Annotated in this window: 14 protein-coding genes and 1 tRNA gene; 5 read left to right on the forward strand and 10 right to left on the reverse strand. The window is 68.7% G+C overall.

Annotated elements, in window-relative coordinates; all coding sequences use genetic code 11:
- The first annotated feature begins 93 nt into the window (after positions 1-93).
- A complete protein-coding gene (locus IE140_RS09265) occupies positions 94-1,524 on the forward strand; it encodes a pyridoxal phosphate-dependent decarboxylase family protein (RefSeq protein WP_189460264.1) in 1,431 nt (476 codons plus the stop codon).
- Between the two features lie 49 nt (positions 1,525-1,573).
- Entirely contained in the window at positions 1,574-3,001 is a 1,428-nt protein-coding gene (locus IE140_RS09270; RefSeq protein WP_093439991.1) for a lysine N(6)-hydroxylase/L-ornithine N(5)-oxygenase family protein, read from the forward strand.
- 68 nt (positions 3,002-3,069) lie between these two features.
- On the opposite strand, the gene IE140_RS09275 is transcribed toward IE140_RS09270, so the two are convergent.
- Entirely contained in the window at positions 3,070-4,896 is a 1,827-nt protein-coding gene (locus IE140_RS09275; protein ID WP_150196436.1) for a bifunctional metallophosphatase/5'-nucleotidase, read from the reverse strand.
- Positions 4,897-5,036: 140 nt separating this feature from the next.
- Between IE140_RS09275 and IE140_RS09280 the strand changes: the two genes are divergently transcribed.
- Positions 5,037-5,753 (forward strand): SIMPL domain-containing protein, encoded by a 717-nt coding sequence (locus IE140_RS09280; protein ID WP_189460266.1) that lies wholly within the window; start codon positions 5,037-5,039, stop codon positions 5,751-5,753.
- 120 nt (positions 5,754-5,873) lie between these two features.
- Complete coding sequence (gene pyk, locus IE140_RS09285; RefSeq protein WP_006123743.1) at positions 5,874-7,313, forward strand: pyruvate kinase; 1,440 nt, start codon at positions 5,874-5,876, stop codon at positions 7,311-7,313.
- Between the two features lie 6 nt (positions 7,314-7,319).
- Here pyk and IE140_RS09290 read toward each other — a convergent pair whose 3' ends face one another.
- Positions 7,320-8,099: a helix-turn-helix domain-containing protein gene (locus IE140_RS09290; protein WP_150198047.1), complete on the reverse strand. Its 780-nt coding sequence runs from the start codon at positions 8,097-8,099 to the stop codon at positions 7,320-7,322.
- 111 nt (positions 8,100-8,210) lie between these two features.
- A tRNA-Leu gene (locus tag IE140_RS09295) sits at positions 8,211-8,283 on the reverse strand.
- A 99-nt stretch (positions 8,284-8,382) separates the two neighbouring features.
- Here IE140_RS09295 and IE140_RS09300 point away from each other — a divergent pair.
- The gene (locus IE140_RS09300) at positions 8,383-9,039 is read left to right on the forward strand and encodes an ANTAR domain-containing response regulator (RefSeq protein ID WP_003969810.1); all 657 of its coding nucleotides are present in this window, start codon (positions 8,383-8,385) and stop codon (positions 9,037-9,039) included.
- 100 nt (positions 9,040-9,139) lie between these two features.
- Here the strand turns inward: IE140_RS09300 and IE140_RS09305 are convergent, their stop codons facing one another.
- The 7 genes from IE140_RS09305 to IE140_RS09335 form a co-directional block, all read right to left on the reverse strand.
- Positions 9,140-9,856: an ABC transporter ATP-binding protein gene (locus IE140_RS09305; RefSeq protein ID WP_032778298.1), complete on the reverse strand. Its 717-nt coding sequence runs from the start codon at positions 9,854-9,856 to the stop codon at positions 9,140-9,142.
- Positions 9,853-10,797 (reverse strand): ABC transporter ATP-binding protein, encoded by a 945-nt coding sequence (locus tag IE140_RS09310; protein WP_150198043.1) that lies wholly within the window; start codon positions 10,795-10,797, stop codon positions 9,853-9,855. The genes IE140_RS09305 and IE140_RS09310 overlap by 4 nt, the downstream gene beginning before the upstream one ends.
- A 2-nt stretch (positions 10,798-10,799) precedes the next feature.
- Positions 10,800-12,638 carry a branched-chain amino acid ABC transporter permease gene (locus IE140_RS09315; RefSeq protein ID WP_189460268.1) on the reverse strand — a complete coding sequence of 613 codons (1,839 nt, stop codon included), beginning with the start codon at positions 12,636-12,638 and terminating at the stop codon, positions 10,800-10,802.
- A complete protein-coding gene (locus IE140_RS09320; RefSeq protein ID WP_006123737.1) occupies positions 12,635-13,564 on the reverse strand; it encodes a branched-chain amino acid ABC transporter permease in 930 nt (309 codons plus the stop codon). Before IE140_RS09320 ends, IE140_RS09315 begins: the two co-directional genes overlap by 4 nt.
- Positions 13,565-13,665: 101 nt before the next feature.
- A complete protein-coding gene (locus IE140_RS09325; protein ID WP_167533583.1) occupies positions 13,666-14,904 on the reverse strand; it encodes a branched-chain amino acid ABC transporter substrate-binding protein in 1,239 nt (412 codons plus the stop codon).
- Between the two features lie 738 nt (positions 14,905-15,642).
- Positions 15,643-16,113 (reverse strand): PaaI family thioesterase, encoded by a 471-nt coding sequence (locus IE140_RS09330; RefSeq protein ID WP_032761500.1) that lies wholly within the window; start codon positions 16,111-16,113, stop codon positions 15,643-15,645.
- Positions 16,114-16,205: 92 nt separating this feature from the next.
- The gene (locus IE140_RS09335; RefSeq protein ID WP_189460270.1) at positions 16,206-18,500 is read right to left on the reverse strand and encodes an FdhF/YdeP family oxidoreductase; all 2,295 of its coding nucleotides are present in this window, start codon (positions 18,498-18,500) and stop codon (positions 16,206-16,208) included.
- Between the last annotated feature and the right edge of the window lie 95 nt (positions 18,501-18,595).

The following is an 18,595-nucleotide window of genomic DNA, read 5'->3' on the forward strand; positions in this document are numbered from 1 at the left end:
GAGTTCGAATCGTTGGGCTCTTCGGCCGCGCCACCCCAAACCAGGGACAAGCTGGCATGTCCACCCCCGCACACCCGAAGGACCACCCCACCCATGCCCACCCCGCCCCTCGCCGGAGGCACCGCAGGCCCCACCGCACTGCGCCCCCTCCTCGACACCGTCCTCACCGCACTCCACGACGGCGCGGCCCTCCGCGGCGGCCCCCTCCCCGCCGGCGGACCCGACACCGTCACCCCCCGCACCCGCACCGCCACCCACCCCCTCATCCCCGACCACGGCACCGGCCCCCACCACGCCCTGCGCGCCCTCGTCACCGCCCTCGCCCAAGGCGCCGCCGACCCCGCCCACCCCCACTGCACCGCCCACCTGCACACCCCACCCCTCGCCCTGGCAGCCGCCGCCGACCTCGCCGCCGACGCCCTCAACCCCTCCATGGACTCCTGGGACCAGGCCCCCGCCGCCGCCGCCCTCGAAGCCGACCTCACCAGCGCACTCGCCACCGAGATCTACCCCCACGCCCCCTCACCCGACGCCGTCATCACCACCGGCGGCACCGAAGCCAACCAACTCGCCCTGCTCCTCGCCCGAGAACGCCACGGCCCCGTACAGACCGTCTGCGGCACCAACGCCCACCACAGCATCGCCCGCGCCGCCTGGCTCCTCGGCCTCCCCGAACCCGTCGTCGTACCCGCCCCCACCGGCACCCTCGACCTCGCCGCCCTGGACGACGCCCTCACCGAACTCCACCGACCCCTCCTCGTCATCGCCACCGCCGGCACCACCGACACCGGCGAGATCGACCCCCTCGACGCCATCGCCGACCTCTGCACCACCCACGACGCCGAACTCCACATCGACGCCGCCTACGGAGGACCACTCCTCCTCAGCCCCACCCACCACCCCCTCCTCCACGGCCTCGACCGCGCCCACAGCGTCACCCTCGACCTCCACAAACTCGGCTGGCAGCCCGCATCCGCCGGCCTCCTCGCCGTACCCGAACACCACCACCTCACCCCCCTCCACCACCACGCCCCCTACCTCAACGCCGACGACGACACCGAAGCCGGCCTCCCCGACCTCCTCGGCCGCTCGCTGCGCACCACCCGCCGCCCCGACGCCCTCAAGATCGCCGTCACCCTCCAGGCCCTCGGCCGCACCGGACTCGCCGACCTCATCGACCGCACCATCGCCACCGCCCACCACCTCGCCGACCTCATCACCAAAACCCCGACCCTCGACCTCTACGACCACCCCACCATCAGCACCGTCCTCTTCCGCCCCACCGACGCCGACGACCACACCGTCGCCACCGTCCGCCGCACCCTCCTCCAACGCGGCCACGCCGTCCTCGGCCGCGCCCACGCCGAAGGCCGCCTCTGGCTCAAGGCGACCCTCCTCAACCCCCACACCACCCCCGAAGACCTCCAGGCCCTCCTGGACCTGGTCACCGGCACCACCACCGACCTCCTCACCAGCCCACCGGCACCGGAGGCCACCCCACAGACACCACCCGCACCGGCATAACAGACCCACCCCACCCCACCCTCACCCCACGGAAGGCGACACCCCCACGATGACCGACCGACCCGCCCACGAACCCGACCAGCCACACGACCTCGTCGGCATCGGCATCGGCCCCTTCAACCTCTCCCTCGCCGCCCTCGCCCACACCATCCCCGCCACCCCCGGCGACCCCCGCCCCCTCGCCGCGACCTTCTACGAACAACGCCCCGCCTTCCACTGGCACCCCGGCCTCCTCCTCGACGGCGCCAGCCTCCAAGTCCCCTTCCTCGCCGACCTCGTCACCCTCGCCGACCCCACCAGCCCCTGGAGCTTCCTCAACTACCTCCGCACCCGCGACCGCCTCTTCCCCTTCTACTTCGCCGAGCGCTTCCACATCCAACGAGCCGAATACGACGCCTACTGCCGCTGGGTCACCGAACAACTCCCCGGACTCCACTTCGGCCACCAGGTCGACGCCGTCCGCTGGAACACCGACCGCGCCCTCTTCGAAGTCGACTTCACCCAACTCGACCGCGACGGCGAAGCCGAAGCACTCGGCCGCGCCTACACCCGCCACATCGCCCTCGGCATCGGCACCGAACCCTTCGTCCCCGAACCCCTCAAACCCCTCGCCGAAGCCGAAGCCGTCCCCGTACTCCACTCCGCCGACTACCTCCGCCACCGCGAACGGCTCCTCACCGCCGACCACATCACCGTCATCGGCTCCGGCCAGTCCGGCGCCGAGATCTTCCTCGACCTCCTGCGCGCCCGCCCCGAAGGCGCCGAGAAGATCCACTGGCTCGCCCGCACCCAGGCCTTCGCCCCCATGGAATATTCGAAGCTCGGCCTGGAACACTTCACCCCCGACTACAGCCGCTACTTCCACGCACTCCCCGAATCCGCCCGCGACGAACTCGTCCCCCGCCAATGGCAACTCCACAAAGGCATCGACGCCGACACCATCGCCGCCATCCACGACGAGCTCTACCGCCGCACCCTCCACGGCGGCTGGCCCGACGCCACCCTCACCCCCGGCGTCCACGTCCGCACCGCCGGCCGCCTCGCCGACACCCGCGTCGAACTCCACCTCGAACACACCCAGCAAGGCACCCGCACCCGCCTCACCACCGACGCCGTCATCCTCGCCACCGGCTACCGCGAACGCCCCCTCGACGCCCTCCTCGGCGGCCTCGACCCCTACCTCCGCCGCGACGCCTCCCACCGCCCCCGCATCGACGACCAATACCGCCTCGTCCTCGACCCCACCGTCACCGGACACGTCTACGTACAGAACGCCGAACGCCACACCCACGGAGTCGGCGCCCCCGACCTCGGCCTCGCCGCCTGGCGCAGCGCCACCATCCTCAACAACCTCACCGGCGCCAACCCCTACCCCCTCCCCGAACGCACCGCCTTCACCACCTTCGGCCTCACCCCCCACCCCCCGGGCATCCCCGCCCAGAGCCCCGCACTCGTCCCCCTGAGCCAGACCCTCTAGCCCCCCCGGGACAACGAACGGCCCGGGCCCCCACAGAGGGAGACCCGGGCCGAACCAACCAACCAGCGCTACGGGAAGACCGGCGCCCCCTCACGCGTCAGCCGCCACCCCACCGAGGCGAAAGCCGCCGGATCCACCGAACCCTTCTCCCGCACCCACCCGATGATCGTGTTCCGGATCTCGTCCGAATCCGCCCACAACTGCCGAGCACCCGGCACATGCGGGAAGTTCCCCCCACCGCTCGCCCGGTAGTTGTTCACCGCCAACACGAACCGCGCCGCCGGATCGATCGCCTTCCCCTCGAACGACAACCCCACGATCCGCGAACCCGCCGGCTTCGCGATGTCGACGTCGTACGTCACACCCGACACCGCGTCGTAGTTGTAGTCCGGAATCCCCTCCGCGTTCGTCAACTTCGCCGTATCCACCGGACCACCCGCCGCCGTCCGCACGTAATACCGCGCCGAATACTCCAGATAGTCCTTCAACTGAGCACCCGTGATCAGCCGCGCCTCCAGCGTGTTCTCGAACGGATACAACCCCGCAGCGTCCTTGATCGTCACATCACCGGCCGGAATCCCCGCCGTACGCGAGAAACACGACGCCTGCGACAGCACCGGCAGCGCCGCGTACTCCCCGCCCGCCAGCGCCGCCTTCACCGTCTCCGTCTGCACCTGGTTGATCAGATCGATGATCGGCTCGTCCTTCCACGGCGCGTCCGCCGTCGACATCGCCACCACCGACGTACCGATCACCTGGTTGACGTACTCCACCACCTTGCGGTGCTCACGGCGCAGCAACGACGTCACCTCCGGATCCTCCGGCACCGTGTTGGAGTTCAACACCCGGGAACCGGCCCTCTCCACCGCCCAACGGCCCTTCTCCCACACCACATCGAAGTCGAACAGCGTCAGCCGCTGCCCCCACTTCGCCGGCTCCGACAGCACCACCTGCTTGCCGGTCTCCTTGTTCGTCACGAAGTGCTCCGCGATCTCCATATGCGCGTGCCCCACCAGAATCGCGTCGATCCCCGGCACCTGCTCCGCCACCAGAGCCGCCGCGTTCTCCACGTACGGCAACTGGTCACCCCACGACGACGTCCCCGAAGAACCCGAATGCGCCGACACGATCACCACGTCCGCACCCATCGACCGCAGCTTCGGCACCCACTTCGCCGCCTGCTCCTCCAGACCCGGGAACACCATCTTCCCGCCCACATTCGCCTTGTCCCAGATCGCGATACCGGGATTCGTCAGCCCCAGCACCGCCACCCGCACATCACGCCCGCACGGCGTGCGCATCCGCCTGATCACATACGGGGCGAACGCCGGACGCAGCGTCTTCGCATCCAGCGCATTCGCCCCCAGCAGCGGGAAATCGCACTGCTCCTCGAATTTCCGCAGCACCGGAATCCCGTAATTGAACTCGTGGTTCCCGAGCGCCGCCGCGTCGTAACCGATCGCGTTCATCGCCCGCGCCATCGGATGCACCGGACCACGCCGCGCCGTGATCGGATCGACCTTCGCGTAGTAGTACGACAACTGCGTGCCCTGGATCGTGTCACCCGCGTCGATCAGCAGCGTGTTCCGCCGCCCCTTCTCCCGGCGCACCCGGTCCACCAGCGTCGAGATCTTCGCCAGACCGACATCGTTGTGGGCGGAGTCGTCGTACTCCTTGTCCGTGAAGTAGTCCCAGTTGAAGACGTTCCCGTGCAGGTCCGTCGTGCCCATCACCGTGAACGAGTACCGCTTCGCAGGCCGCCCATGACCATGCCCGTGCCCTTGCCCCGCAGCCTGCGCCGCACCGGCCGAGCCCACCACCGCACCGCCCGCCATCGCCACACCCGCACCCGCGGCGGCCGAACGGCCCAGAAACGTCCTACGGTTCAACGGCATCTCTTCACTCCTCGTTCAGTACGGCAACGCGCGTAGATTCTGGCCCAGCACCCCACACCCGCAACACCCCGCGCAGGTTTCGATCCGATGACCACCCGACACACCCCCCGAGGCACCACCCGCCGTGCCACAGTGAACACATGACCGACACCCCCACCCCCGCACCCCACCCCTCCCACGGCACCCCCACCGCCCCCCGCGCCACCGTCCGCGGCGAAGCCCACCTCGAAGTCGACCCCGAGATCGCCCGCATCACCGTCACCCTCACCGCTCGCAACACCGACCGCCGCACCACCCTCGACGACCTCAACCGCCGCAACACCACCACCCTCGACCTCATCAAGGGCTACGGCGACGCCGTCGAAAAACTCGAAACCGGCACCCTCACCATCCGCCCCGAACTCGCCCGCCACGGCCGCGGCGAACGCATCCGCGCCTACCACGGCAGCATCCAACTCACCGCCAACCTCGGCGACTTCACTGTCCTCGGCGAACTCGTCGCCCGCCTCGCCGACCAGGAACTCACCCGCATCGACGGCCCCTGGTGGGCCCTGCGCCCCACCTCCCCCCACCACGCCGCCGCCGGCCGCCAAGCAGTCCAGGAAGCCCTCCAACGCGCCCGCGAATACGCCGAAGCCCTCGACACCCGCATCGACGCCCTCCTCGAACTCAGCGACACCGGCACCGTCGGCGGACCCACCTTCGCCACCGCGGCCTACGGAGGCGCCGGCGTCATGCGCTCCGCCCGCGCGGAAGCCGCCACCGACGCGGCCCCCGTCGACCTCGAACCCGTACGCCAGAACGTCGACGCCCAGGTCGAAGCCGCCTTCACCCTCATCCCGCCGAACCTCGGATAAACGCTCATCAGAGCACCCCGCCGCACAATTCAACACTTGTCAATAACCCTTCACTCAAAGGTTGTTGAGGTGTCATACGGAGCCAAATACCTACCCGTAGGTAAGGTTTAGGCTCGACGTATGCGCCGAGCGAAAATCGTTTGTACCCTGGGACCCGCAACCGACTCATACGACCAGATCAAGGCCCTGGTCGAAGCGGGAATGGACATCGCCCGCTTCAACCTCAGCCACGGCAGCTACGCCGAACACGAAGAGCGCTACCACCACGTGCGCAAGGCGTCCGAGGAAACCGGCCGCAGCGTCGGCATCCTCGCCGACCTTCAAGGCCCGAAGATCCGCCTCGGACGCTTCCGCGAAGGCCCCGTACTCCTTGAACGCGGCGACACCTTCACCATCACCGTCGAACCCCTCGAAGACCAGGGCACCGGCGACATCTGCGGCACCACCTACGACGGACTCGCCGCCGACGTCACCACCGGCGAACGCATCCTCGTCGACGACGGCCGCGTCACCCTCGAAGTCACCGACGTCGACGGACCCCGCGTCCACACCACCGTCATCGAAGGCGGCATGGTCTCCGACAACAAGGGACTCAACCTCCCCGGCGTCGCCGTCTCCGTCCCCGCCCTCTCCGAGAAGGACATCGACGACCTCCGCTGGGCCCTGCGCACCGGCGCCGACATCATCGCCCTCTCCTTCGTCCGCACCGGACGCGACATCGACGACGTCCACCGCATCATGGACGAGGAAGGCCGCCGCCTCCCCGTCATCGCCAAGGTCGAGAAACCCCAGGCCGTCGACAACATCGACGACATCGTCGCCGCCTTCGACGGCATCATGGTCGCCCGCGGCGACCTCGGCGTCGAAATGCCCCTGGAACAAGTCCCGATCGTCCAGAAGCGAGCCATCAAACTCGCCAAGCGCAACGCCAAACCGGTCATCGTCGCCACCCAGATGCTCGACTCGATGATCGACAACTCCCGCCCCACCCGCGCCGAAGCCTCCGACGTCGCCAACGCGATCATCGACGGCACCGACGCGGTGATGCTCTCCGGCGAGACCAGCGTCGGCAAATACCCCATCGAGACCGTGCGGACCATGTCCCGCATCGTCGAGGCCGCCGAGGAAGACCTCCTCGCCAAGGGCCTCCCGCCCCTCACCGAACGCAACAAGCCCCGCACCCAGGGCGGCGCGGTGGCCCGGGCCGCCGCCGAGATGGGCGACTTCCTCGGCGCGAAGTTCCTCGTAGCCTTCACCCAGAGCGGCGACACGGTGAAACGCCTCTCCCGCTACCGCTCACCCATCCCGCTCCTCGCCTTCACCCCCGACGAAGCCACCCGCGCCCAGCTCAACCTCACGTGGGGCGTCGAGACCTTCCTCGGCCCGAAGGTCGACTCCACGGACGCGATGGTCGCCCAGGTCGACGAGCAGCTCCTCCGCATCGGCCGCTGCGCGAAGGGCGACGTGGTCGTGATCACGGCCGGCTCCCCGCCCGGCGTCCCCGGCTCGACGAACCTGGTCCGCGTGCACCACATCGGCGAGGACGACAGCCCGAAGTAGGGCGGCTCAGTATTTCGGCCCGACGTGCGCATCCATGAGGGCTACGGATGCCCGTCGGGCTACGGAGATGTTGTAGGGCTTGCCCGCGCGCGTGCAGTGCGTCCAGGTGACGCCGAGCGCGTCGAGGGTGTCGGTGTAGAGGCGGCGGATGTCGTCGGAGACGTTGGTGAAGTAGTACCGGGGGTACTCGTACCGCCTGCGTTCACCCTGGACGATCCGGGTTGTCCAGTTCATGTTCCGGCAGCCGTCGGAGTGGATGAGCCCGCGGATGAAGTGCCACGGCTGCGCGCTGACGATCTGCCGCTGCCACCCTTCGAGGGCGATCGGCCGCTCGTGCTTCTTGCCCGGCCCGTGCTGAGGGAAGGCGCAGGCCCAGTGTTTGCTGTACGACTTCACTTCGACGCAGTTGTTCCTCCGGCGCCGTCCGGTGCTCGGCATGGGCATCACCTTCCGCATGGCCGACTCGACCTCGTCGATCACGCCCGGCCAGACGGCGTCGCAGAAGATCGACAGGTGATGCTGCTTCGGCTTCGACGTGATGTGCCCGTCACCGAGGTACAGCCCCAGTAAGTAGGCGTAAGCGGGGTGATCGAACTCCCGGTCTGTACACACGGGGCAGTCAGTGGGCGGTTCATACTGCACGCCGCGTCGCTTGCGGTCCTCGTGCAGCCACCAGCCCACAGTTCCGCGCGGCACGTTGAGGTGTTCGGCCACTGCCCGATTGGTAGTTCCGCTGCGCAGGAGTGCGAGCGCTTCGTCGCGTTTCGAGGGACTGTGCTGCTCCATGCAGCGCAGTTTCCTGCGACTCTCGAAGGCGTATGTCTGAATCGAAGGTGCGTTCACCGGCAAGGGTGAAGATCATCAAAACCTTGCTCAACCTTGGAATCGAAGGAGAAGTGCCCCGAGTCGGATTCGAACCGACGCTGTATGGGTTTTGAATCCATGGCCTCTACCGCTGGGCTACCGGGGCCCCTTCGAAACGAAGGATACCGAAGACCCTCCGTGCCTCAAACATACCGTAACTAGGTAGGCTCTTGGGAGCTCACCCCTGTCTTTACCGAGGAGCCCCGTGACCACCCCCGAGTCGCCCCAGCCCGTAGACGCCGTCGACGACGACAAGTCGCACGTCCCGCCGCTGACGACCCGCGTCGTCATCGCCGAGGACGAGGCACTCATCCGCCTCGACCTCAAGGAGATGCTGGAGGAGGAGGGCTACTCCGTCGTCGGTGAGGCGGGCGACGGGCAGCAGGCCGTCGAGCTGGCCCGGGAGCACAAGCCCGACCTGGTCATCCTGGACGTGAAGATGCCGGTCCTCGACGGGATCTCCGCCGCCGAGAAGATCGCCGAGGAGTCCATCGCCCCGGTCCTCATGCTCACCGCCTTCTCGCAGCGCGACCTCGTCGAGCGGGCCCGGGACGCCGGGGCCATGGCGTACCTCGTGAAGCCGTTCAGCAAGAGCGACGTCGTGCCGGCCATCGAGATGGCCGTCTCCCGGTTCGCCGAGCTGAAGGCGCTGGAGAGTGAGATCGCGGACCTGTCCCAACGGCTGGAGACCCGGAAGCTGGTGGACCGGGCCAAGAGCATCCTGCAGACGGACTACGGGCTCTCCGAGCCGGCCGCGTTCCGGTGGATCCAGAAGACGTCGATGGACCGGCGGATGTCGATGCAGCAGCTCGCGGAGGCGTTGATCGAGGACGCCGAGGAGAAGAAGAAGTCGGCGGAGTAGCCGCGTACAGGCAGCGGACGTACGCGCGTACTCGTACGCGACGAGAGAGGCCCGCACCCGGAACGAACCGGGTGCGGGCCTCTTCCGTACGGCAGGGGCGTCAGTCCTCGCCGAGGTACGCCTTGCGGACGGAGTCGTCGTGGAGCAGGTCCTGTCCGGTACCGGAGAGGACGATGCTGCCGATCTCCATCACGTGCGCGTGGTTGGCGAGCGAGAGTGCCGCCTGGGCGTTCTGCTCGACGAGCAGGATGGTGGTGCCCTGTTCGCGCAGTTCGGTGATGGTCGCCATGATCTTCTGCATCATGATCGGGGAGAGACCCATGGAGGGCTCGTCGAGCATGAGCAGCTTGGGCTGGGACATGAGGGCACGTCCCATGGCGAGCATCTGCTGCTCACCGCCCGAGAGGGTGCCCGCGGCCTGCTTTCGGCGTTCCCCGAGGATGGGGAAGAGGTCGTAGGCGCGCTGGATGTCCTTGTTGATCCCGTCGCTGTCCTTGCGGAGGAACGCGCCGAGGCGCAGGTTGTCCTCGATGGTCATGCGGGGGAAGATGTGGCGGCCTTCGGGGGAGTGGGCGAGTCCGAGCGAGACGACCTGGTGGGCCGGGACTCGGCGGAGGGACTTGCCGTTGAACTTGATCTGGCCGGCGAGCGGCTTGATCAGTCCGGAGAGGGTGCGGAGCGTGGTGGTCTTGCCGGCGCCGTTGGTGCCGATGAGGGTGACGACTTCGCCTTCTTCGACCTTGAACGAGATTCCCTTGACGGCCTCGATCTTGCCGTAGGCGACGCGCAGGTCCTCGACTTCGAGAAGTGCGGTCATCGGTCGGTCTCCTTGCTGGTGCTGTCGCCGTCGGTGGCCGCCGCCGGGGTGGCCGGGGTGGCCGCGGTGGTGTCCGATGCGGCGGCTTCGGCGGCTTCGACCTCGGCGACTTCGGCTGCGCCCGGGTCGCCCTCGAAGGGTTCGCCGAGGTAGGCGGCGACGACGCGTTCGTCGCCCTGGACCTCGGCGGCGGTGCCTTCGACGAGCTTTTCGCCCTGGACGAGACAGGCGACGCGGTCGCAGAGGTTGAAGATGAAGCGCATGTCGTGCTCGATGACGAGGACGGCGATGCCCTTGTCGCGGATGGCGAAGATGAGTTCTTCGGCCGCGCGGGTTTCCTGCGGGTTCATGCCTGCGGTGGGCTCGTCCAGGAGGAGGAGGCCGGGTTCGCTGGCGAGGGCGCGGGCGATCTCCAGCTTGCGCTGTTCGCCGTAGGGGAGGTTGCGGGAGAGGTGTTCGGCTTTGTTCTCGAGGCCGACGAATTCCAGCAGTTCCATGGCGCGGGCCTTGGACTCGGCTTCGGCGCGGTGGAAGCCGGGGCCGCGCAGGAGGGCGGACCAGAGGCCTTCCTTGGTGCGGGTGTGGCGTCCGACGAGCACGTTCTCCAGGACGGTCATGTTGGAGAAGAGCCGGATGTTCTGGAAGGTGCGGGCGATGCCGGTCGCCGTGATCTTGAAGGACTTGGCGGGAAGGACCGTGCCCTTGTAGCGGACCTCGCCCTCGGTGGGGATGTAGAGGCCGGTGAGGCAGTTGAAGAAGGTGGTTTTTCCCGCGCCGTTGGGGCCGATGAGGCCGACGATCTCTCCGGAGTTGACGGTGAGGTCGACCGACCGGACGGCGGTGAGGCCGCCGAACCGCATGGTGACGCCGCGGGCGTCGAGGACGGTCTCGCCGGGGGTGCTCACGGGGGTGGGCTCGGCGGTGGTGGTGTCGGTGGTCATCGTCAGGCCCCTGCCTTGGTGAGAGTGGCGGGTGCTTCTTCCTTCTCGTGGAACTCCAGCTGTTGGCGCCGGTTGGCGATGAGGCCTTCGGGGCGGAAGCGCATGAGGAGGACCAGGGCGAGCCCGAAGGCGAAGAGCTGGTAGTCGCTCATGAACTGGAGCTTGGCCGGGATGAGGAAGAGGAGGGCGCCGCCGACGAGCGGTCCGCTGATGGTGCCCATGCCGCCGAGGACGACCGCCGCGAGGAGGAAGGCCGAGTTGGGCGGGACTGCGTGGGCGAACTGGTACTGCTCGGGTGTCACGGTGTAGGTGACGTGGGCCTGGACGGCTCCGGCGAGTCCGGCGAGGGTGGCGCCGAGGGCGAAGGCGATGAGCTTGGTGCGGAAGCCGTTGATGCCCATGGCCTCGGCGGCGGTCTCGTCCTCGCGGATGGCGACCCAGGCGCGGCCGATGCGGGATTCGGCGCTGCGGCGGAAGACGACGACCACGATGAGCGTGACGAGCAGCATCAGGAAGAAGTAGTTGGCGAAGCGGCCGATGGTGAATCCGGCGATGCTGTGGGTGGCGCCGAAGTCGAACCCGAACAGGTTGAGGTTCGGGATGGAGGAGATGCCGTTGGAGCCGTTGGTGACGTCGGGGCCGGAGGTGCCGTCGAGGTTGAGGACGCCGATGCGGAAGATCTCTCCGAAGCCGAGGGTGACGATGGCGAGGTAGTCGCCGCGGAGTCGGAGGGTGGGGGCGCCGATGAGGACACCGAAGATCATCGAGGCGACGGCGCCGACGAGGATGGCCTGCCAGAAGGGCAGGTGGATCCCGAAGGGCGAGGTGGGGGAGCCGGAGACCAGGGCGGCGGCGTAGGCGCCGACGCCGAGGAAGGCGACGTAGCCGAGGTCGAGGAGTCCGGCGAGGCCGACGACGATGTTGAGGCCGAGGGCGACGGTGGCGAAGATCAGGATGTTGACGCCGATGGTTGCGTACTGGTCGTCGGACTGGGTGAACGGGAAGGCCGCGGCGGCGGCGAAGGCGCCGGCGAGGGTCACGTTGCGGTGGCGCGCGGTGAGGGTGGAGACGCGCTGGATGAGTCCGGCTTTGCCGATGGCGCCGAAGCCGAAGCCGGCCGTGATGAGGAAGCCGATGAACAGCTCGTCGTACTCGGTGGTGATGCCGTAGGTGAAGACGACCAGGCCGAGGGCGAGGACTACGACGACGATCAGGATCTCGGCGTAGGAGGGGAGCTTTTTGGCGGGGCGCGCGGGGCTGGTGGCGAAGGCGCCCTTGTAGACGCTCCAGTGGTTGCCGAGGGTGTGCTTGAACCGGCCGAAGGCGCTGTCCTCGGGGTCGGCGGGGGTGGTTTCGGGGCGCTCGTAGGGGAGTGAGCGGGTCCCGAGCCAGCCGATGAGGGTGGCCACGAGGGCGACGTAGGCGCCGGGTTCGAGGTTGGCGAAGCCGCCCAGCTGGACGCTGATGGCGATCATCGTGAACCAGGCGGTGGCGAGCCCGGCGTAGGCGGCGAGCCGCATCGCTGCGTCGGCGCCCTGCGGGGTGAGCCAGGTGAGGCCTTTGATCCCGTAGGAGGAGAGGCTGAAGAGGGTGAGGAGGGCTCCGCTGACGAGGACGAGCCACTGGAGGCCGCCGGGGTAGCCGTAGACGGTGAGGTCGCCGGGGAAGGCGGCGGTCCAGGTCCATGCGAGGAAGGCGGAGACGACGGTGAGTGCGCCGCCGGCGACGGCGGTGGGCCGTGCGGCGGTGGTGGGGAGGGTGAGGGGGCGGCGGGGTGAGGGGGTGGCCTGCGCCGGGGTGGTGGCCGTGGTGGTGTTCTGTGTGGTGGTCATGGTGGTCACGCCCTGTCCGCGACGCGCTCGCCCAGGATGCCTTGGGGCCGGAAGAGGAGCACGAGGATGAGGAGTACGAAGGCCCAGGCGTTGGCCCAGGACTGGCCGCCGAGCTGTTCGAGGCCGGGGACTTCGGAGATGTAGGCGGCGGCCATGGTTTCGGCGACGCCGAGGGTGAGGCCGCCGATCATGGCTCCGTAGATGTTGCCGATGCCGCCGAGGACGGCTGCGGTGAAGGCCTTGAGGCCGAGGAGGAAGCCCATGCGGAACTGGACTTCGCCGTACTTGAGGCCGTAGGCGACGGCGCCGATGGCGGCGAACGCGGCGCCGAGGGCGAACGCGACCACGATGATGCGGTCGGTGTTGATGCCCATGAGCTTGGCGGTGTCCGGGTCCTGTGCGGTGGCCTGCATGCCGCGGCCGGTGCGGGTCTTCATGACGAAGTAGCCGAGGAAGGCCATGGACAGGGGTGCGGCGATGAGCAGGAAGACGTCACCGGTCTGGATGGTGACCGGGCCGAGCTCGAAGGGGCCGCCGGGGATCTCGGGGAAGGTGCGGGCGGACTTCGCGCCGGGGTACCAGGCCCAGACGGCCTGCTGGAGAGCCAGCGAGAGGCCGATGGCCGTGATGAGCGGTGCGAGGCGTGGGCCGCCGCGTAGCGGACGGTAGGCGAATCGTTCCGCTCCGACCGCGATGGTGGTGGCGACGATGATCGCGCCGATGATCATGAGGGGGAGTGCGAGCAGCACGTTGGTGCCGCTGGGAAGTATGAGCCAGACCGTGAGGGCCCCGAAGCCGCCGGTCATGAAGATCTCGCCGTGGGCGAAGTTGATGAGCTGGACAATGCCATAGACCATCGTGTAGCCGATGGCGACGAGCCCGTACATCGATCCGAGTAGCAGGCCGTTGACCAGCTGTTGCGGCAGTTCGTTCACCGCGGGTCCTCCGTGTCTTTCGCCGGATATAGAGCGGCGCGGGGCGCTTGGTGCGGCGCCCCGCGCTGCTGGTGGTGGTTCAGGCTGGTGGGTTCAGCTGGTCAGCTGGTGAGCTCGCCGGACTTGACGGCGGCCCAGTTGCCGTCCTTGTACTCGTAGACGGTGAGCTGCTTGTTGGTGGTGTCACCGAACTCGTCGAAGGAGACCTTGCCGGTCACGCCTTCGAAGTCGACCTTGCCGGTGGCCTCGGCGACCTTCTCGCGGGCGTCGCTCGGGAGCTTGCCGTCGTTGGCCTCGACGACGGCCTTGACGGCCTCGATGACGGCCCAGGCGGCGTCGTAGGAGTAGCCGCCGTACGCCTCGAAGGGCTCCTTGTAGCCGGCCTTCTTGTAGTTCTCGACGAACTCCTTGGCGGACGGCAGGGTGTCGATCGGGGCGCCGACGGAGGTGGCGAGGTCGCCCACGCCCTCCGCGCCGGAGAGCTTGATGTACTCGCCGCTGTAGATGCCGTCGCCGCCGACGAGCGGGATCTTGGCTCCGGCCTTCTTGATCTGCTTGCTGAGCGGGCCGGCCGCGGGGTACTCGCCGCCGTAGTAGACGACGTCGGCGCCGGCGCTCTTGACCTTGGTGGCGACCGAGGAGAAGTCCTTGGTCTCGGGGTCGATGTGCTCGGTGCCGACGACCTTGCCGCCGAGCTTCTCGAACTCGGCCTTGAAGGTGCCGGCGAGGCCGGCGCCGTAGGTCTTCTTGTCGTCGATGACGAAGACCTTCTTCTTCTTGGCGTCGTTGAAGAGGTACTGCGCGGCGAACGGGCCCTGGACGGCGTCGGTGGTCGCGGTGCGGAAGTAGGAGGCGAACGGACGGACCTTCTCGCCGCCGTTCCAGTTCTGGCCCTGGGTGAGGGAGGGCGAGGTGTTGGCGGGGGAGACCTGGACGAGCTTCGCGTCGGCCAGGACCTTCTGCATGGACTCGCCGACGGAGGAGTTCAGCGGGCCGACGACACCGAGGACTTCCTTGTTGGCGACGAACTTGCTCGCGTTCTGCTGGCCGGAGGAGGGCTGCGCCTGGTCGTCGAGGGCTTCCACCTTGAAGGTGATGCCGTCGACGTGCTTGGTGGCGTTGGCCTGCTTGGCGGCGAGGTCGGCGGAGTTCTTGATGCCGAGGCCGAGGGCGGAGAGGTCGCCGGTCAGCGGGGCGTCGATGCCGATGACGACGGTCTGCGTGCCGCCGCCGGTACCGCTGTCGCCGCTGTTCTTGTCGTCGCGCGACCCGCAGGCGGTGAGCGTCAGTGCTCCGGTGGTGAGCACTGCGGTGAGTATGAGCAAAGAACGGTGTCGCACGAGAGGGTCCTTTCCCTGGCGCGGCGCTCCTCGGGCATGAGGTGCCGTGATCATCGCCGGGCCGTACTGGGTTTGGTACAGGGCCGTGCAGCAGACGCGCCCGGCGGCGCGGTGACTGGCCGTGACTCTAAGCGCAGGCGAGGGCCATAGGGATGGGTCGGCTGTGGATGTGACTCTCTTGTTATGCCCTTGAGGAAGGCTTGAGGTTCCTGTGAGGGGATGTGCGGGTTTCGCCTGGACTGAGCATTGCCCACATGGTGAGAACACGCAGCTCTGCTAAGGGGCTTGGGGTGATCTTGGTGCTGTCGCGCGGGTCGGGGCGCGAAGGGGGCGGGGGGAGGTCGGCCGGGGGTGCGAGGGGTGGGGGTGCCGGATTTTTCGTGTATTGCGCAAACGTTACGCAGTGTTACATGTGTGGGATATGTGTGCTGCGTCGCCGGGTCGGTGTCGTCGTTGAAGCAGGTCATGGAACGGGTGTCGCCGTCAAGGGTGTTGACCGCGTGTTTCCATCAACTTCCGGTGGCTGCTTCGGATATGGGGACGCGCGGTCCGGAATTCGGTGCGCCGGTGGCGGGGGGTGCGCCGGAGTCGTGGCGCGGTTGCGGAGGGTGGTCGGCGGGCGGCGGGGCCGGTGGCGTACGGGGTGCGAGGGTCGCCGGTACGGCGAACGGCCTGCCGACGTGGGTCGGCAGGCCGTTCTGTGTGCTTGTGGCGGGTCAGCTGTGTGCTTGTGGCGGGTCAGCCCGCTTCGGGCTTGGGGGCGTCGCGCAGCAGGCAGGTGAGGCGTGCGGTGCAGACCCGCTTGTCCTGGTCGTCGGTGATGACGATCTCGTACGTGGCGGTGGAGCGGCCCCGGTGTACGGGGGTGGCGACGCCGGTGACGAGGCCGTTGCGGACGCCCCGGTGGTGGGTGCAGTTGAGGTCGACGCCGACGGCGATCTTGTTCGCGCCGCCGTGGAGCATGGAGCCGATGGAGCCGAGGGTCTCGGCGAGGACGGCGGAGGCGCCGCCGTGCAGGAGGCCGTAGGGCTGGGTGTTGCCCTCGACGGGCATGGTGCCGACGACGCGGTCGGCGGCGGCCTCGACGATGGTGACGCCCATGCGTTCGCCGAGGTGGCCGGCGGAGAAAAGGGCGGGCAGGTCGATGCCGAGTGCCGCGTACTCGTCGATGACCTCCTGCGGGAAGAGGGGTGCGGTGTGCTCGCCCATGGATCCTGCTCCGTTCGTCTGCTGCGCCGGCTCGTTGCTGTCTGCACTGTTCTTATCAGACGGCTGAGCGTGCGCTTAGGGGGTGGCGGTTCTCAGTCGCTGTCGGAGGTGCTCCGGGGCTCCTCGAAGCGGATGACGACGGACTTGCTGGCCGGGGTGTTGCTGGTGTCGGCCGTGGAGTCGAGGGGGACCAGGACGTTGGTCTCCGGGTAGTAGGCGGCGGCGCAGCCCCGGGCGGTGGGGTAGTGGACGATGCGGAAGCCTTCCGCGCGGCGTTCCACGCCGTCCTTCCACTCGCTGACGAGGTCGGTGTACGCGCCGTCGGTGAGGCCGAGGGCGGCGGCGTCCTCGGGGTTGACCATGACGATGCGGCGGCCGCCCTTGATGCCCCGGTAGCGGTCGTCGAGGCCGTAGATGGTGGTGTTGTACTGGTCGTGGGAGCGCAGGGTCTGCAACAGGAGCCTGCCGTCGGGGAGTTCGGGGTACTCGACGGGGGCGGAGGTGAAGTTGGCGCGGCCCGTGGCGGTGGGGAAGCGGCGCTCGTCGCGGGGGGCGTGCGGGAGGGCGAAGCCGCCGGGGTGGGCGGCGATGCGGGTGTTGAAGTCCTGGAAGCCGGGGACGACGCGGGAGATGCGGTCCCGGATCGTGGAGTAGTCCCGCTCGAAGGTCTCCCACGGTGTGCGGGAGCCGGTGCCGAGGACCGCGCGGGCGAGGCGGGCGACGATGGCCGGCTCGGAGAGCAGGTGGGGGCTCGCGGGGGTGAGGTTGCCGCGAGAGGCGTGGACCATGCCCATGGAGTCCTCGACGGTGACGAACTGCTTGCCGGACGCCTGTACGTCCTTGTCGGTGCGGCCCAGTGTCGGGAGGATCAGGGCGCGGGCGCCGGTGACGGCGTGGCTGCGGTTGAGCTTGGTCGAGACGTGGACGGTGAGGCGGGCGCGGCGCATCGCGGCCTCGGTGACGGTGGTGTCGGGGGTGGCCGCGACGAAGTTGCCGCCCATGGCGAAGAAGACCTTCGCCTCGCCGTCGCGGAGCGCCTGGATGGAGCGCACCACGTCCATGCCGTGGTGGCGGGGCGAGGTGATGCCGAACTCCTTGTCGAGGGCGTCGAGGAAGGCCGGTGCGGGCCGTTCGAAGATGCCCATGGTGCGGTCGCCCTGGACGTTGGAGTGGCCGCGCACGGGGCAGACCCCGGCGCCGGGGCGGCCGATGTTGCCGCGCAGCAGAAGGAAGTTGACCACTTCGCGGATGGTGGGCACGGAGTGCTTGTGCTGGGTGAGTCCCATGGCCCAGCAGACGATGGTGCGCTCCGATGCGAGGACCAGGGTGAGCGCCTGCTCGATCTCGGCGCGGGTGAGGCCGGTGGCCTTCAGTGTCTCGTCCCAGTCGGCGGCTTCGGCGGCCTTGGCGAACTGCTCGTGGCCGTGGGTGTGTTCGGCGACGAACGCGGTGTCGACGGCGCCCTCGGTGGCCAGGATCAGCTTGTTGAGGAGGCGGAAGAGGGCCTGGTCGCCGCCGATGCGGATCTGCAGGAAGAGGTCGTTGAGCGGGGTCCCCTTGATCATGCCCTGCGGGGTCTGGGGGTTCTTGAACCGCTCCATGCCGGCCTCGGGCAGCGGATTCACCGAGATGATCTTCGCCCCGGACTGCTTGGCCTTCTCCAGGGCGGACAGCATCCGGGGGTGGTTGGTGCCGGGGTTCTGGCCGGCGACGATGATCAGGTCGGCCTGGTGAAGGTCCTCCAGGGAGACGCTGCCCTTGCCGATGCCGATGGTCTCGGTGAGCGCCGAGCCGGACGACTCGTGGCACATGTTGGAGCAGTCCGGCAGATTGTTGGTGCCGAACTCGCGGGCGAAGAGCTGGAGGAGGAACGCGGCCTCGTTGCTGGTGCGGCCGGAGGTGTAGAAGAGGGCCTCGTCGGGGGAGCCGAGCGCGGTCAGCTCCTCGGCGATGATCGCGAACGCCCGGTCCCAGGTGATCGCCTCGTAGCGGTCGGCGCCCTCGGGGAGGTACACCGGCTGGGTGATCCTGCCCTGCTGGCCCAGCCAGTAGCCGCTGCGCTCCGCGAGGTCGGCGACCGGGTGCGCGGCGAAGAAGCCGGGGGTGACGCGGCGCAGCGTCGCCTCCTCCGCGACGGCCTTCGCGCCGTTCTCGCAGAATTCGGCGGTGTGCCGCTTGTCGCCCTCGGGCCAGGCGCAGCCGGGGCAGTCGAAGCCGTCCTTCTGGTTGACCTTGAGGAGGGTCTGCGCGGTGCGGCGCACGCCCATCTGCTGCCTCGCGATGCGCAGGGAGTGGGCGACGGCGGGCAGCCCGGCGGCGGCGTGCGGGGCCGCTTCGACCTGTGGGGCGTCCTGGACCGGGTCACCGGTCGGCGGCTTGGTGGCCATGATGCTGCTCCCCTTCGAGCGCTCTTCCACGTGGCGGCGTACTCATGTTCATGTCCTCACCATCGATCCTGTCACGGCCCCGCGGAAGTCGTGCC

It is taken from the genome of Streptomyces parvus (genome assembly GCF_014648875.1).
GTDB classification, from domain to species: Bacteria; Actinomycetota; Actinomycetes; order Streptomycetales; family Streptomycetaceae; genus Streptomyces; species Streptomyces parvus.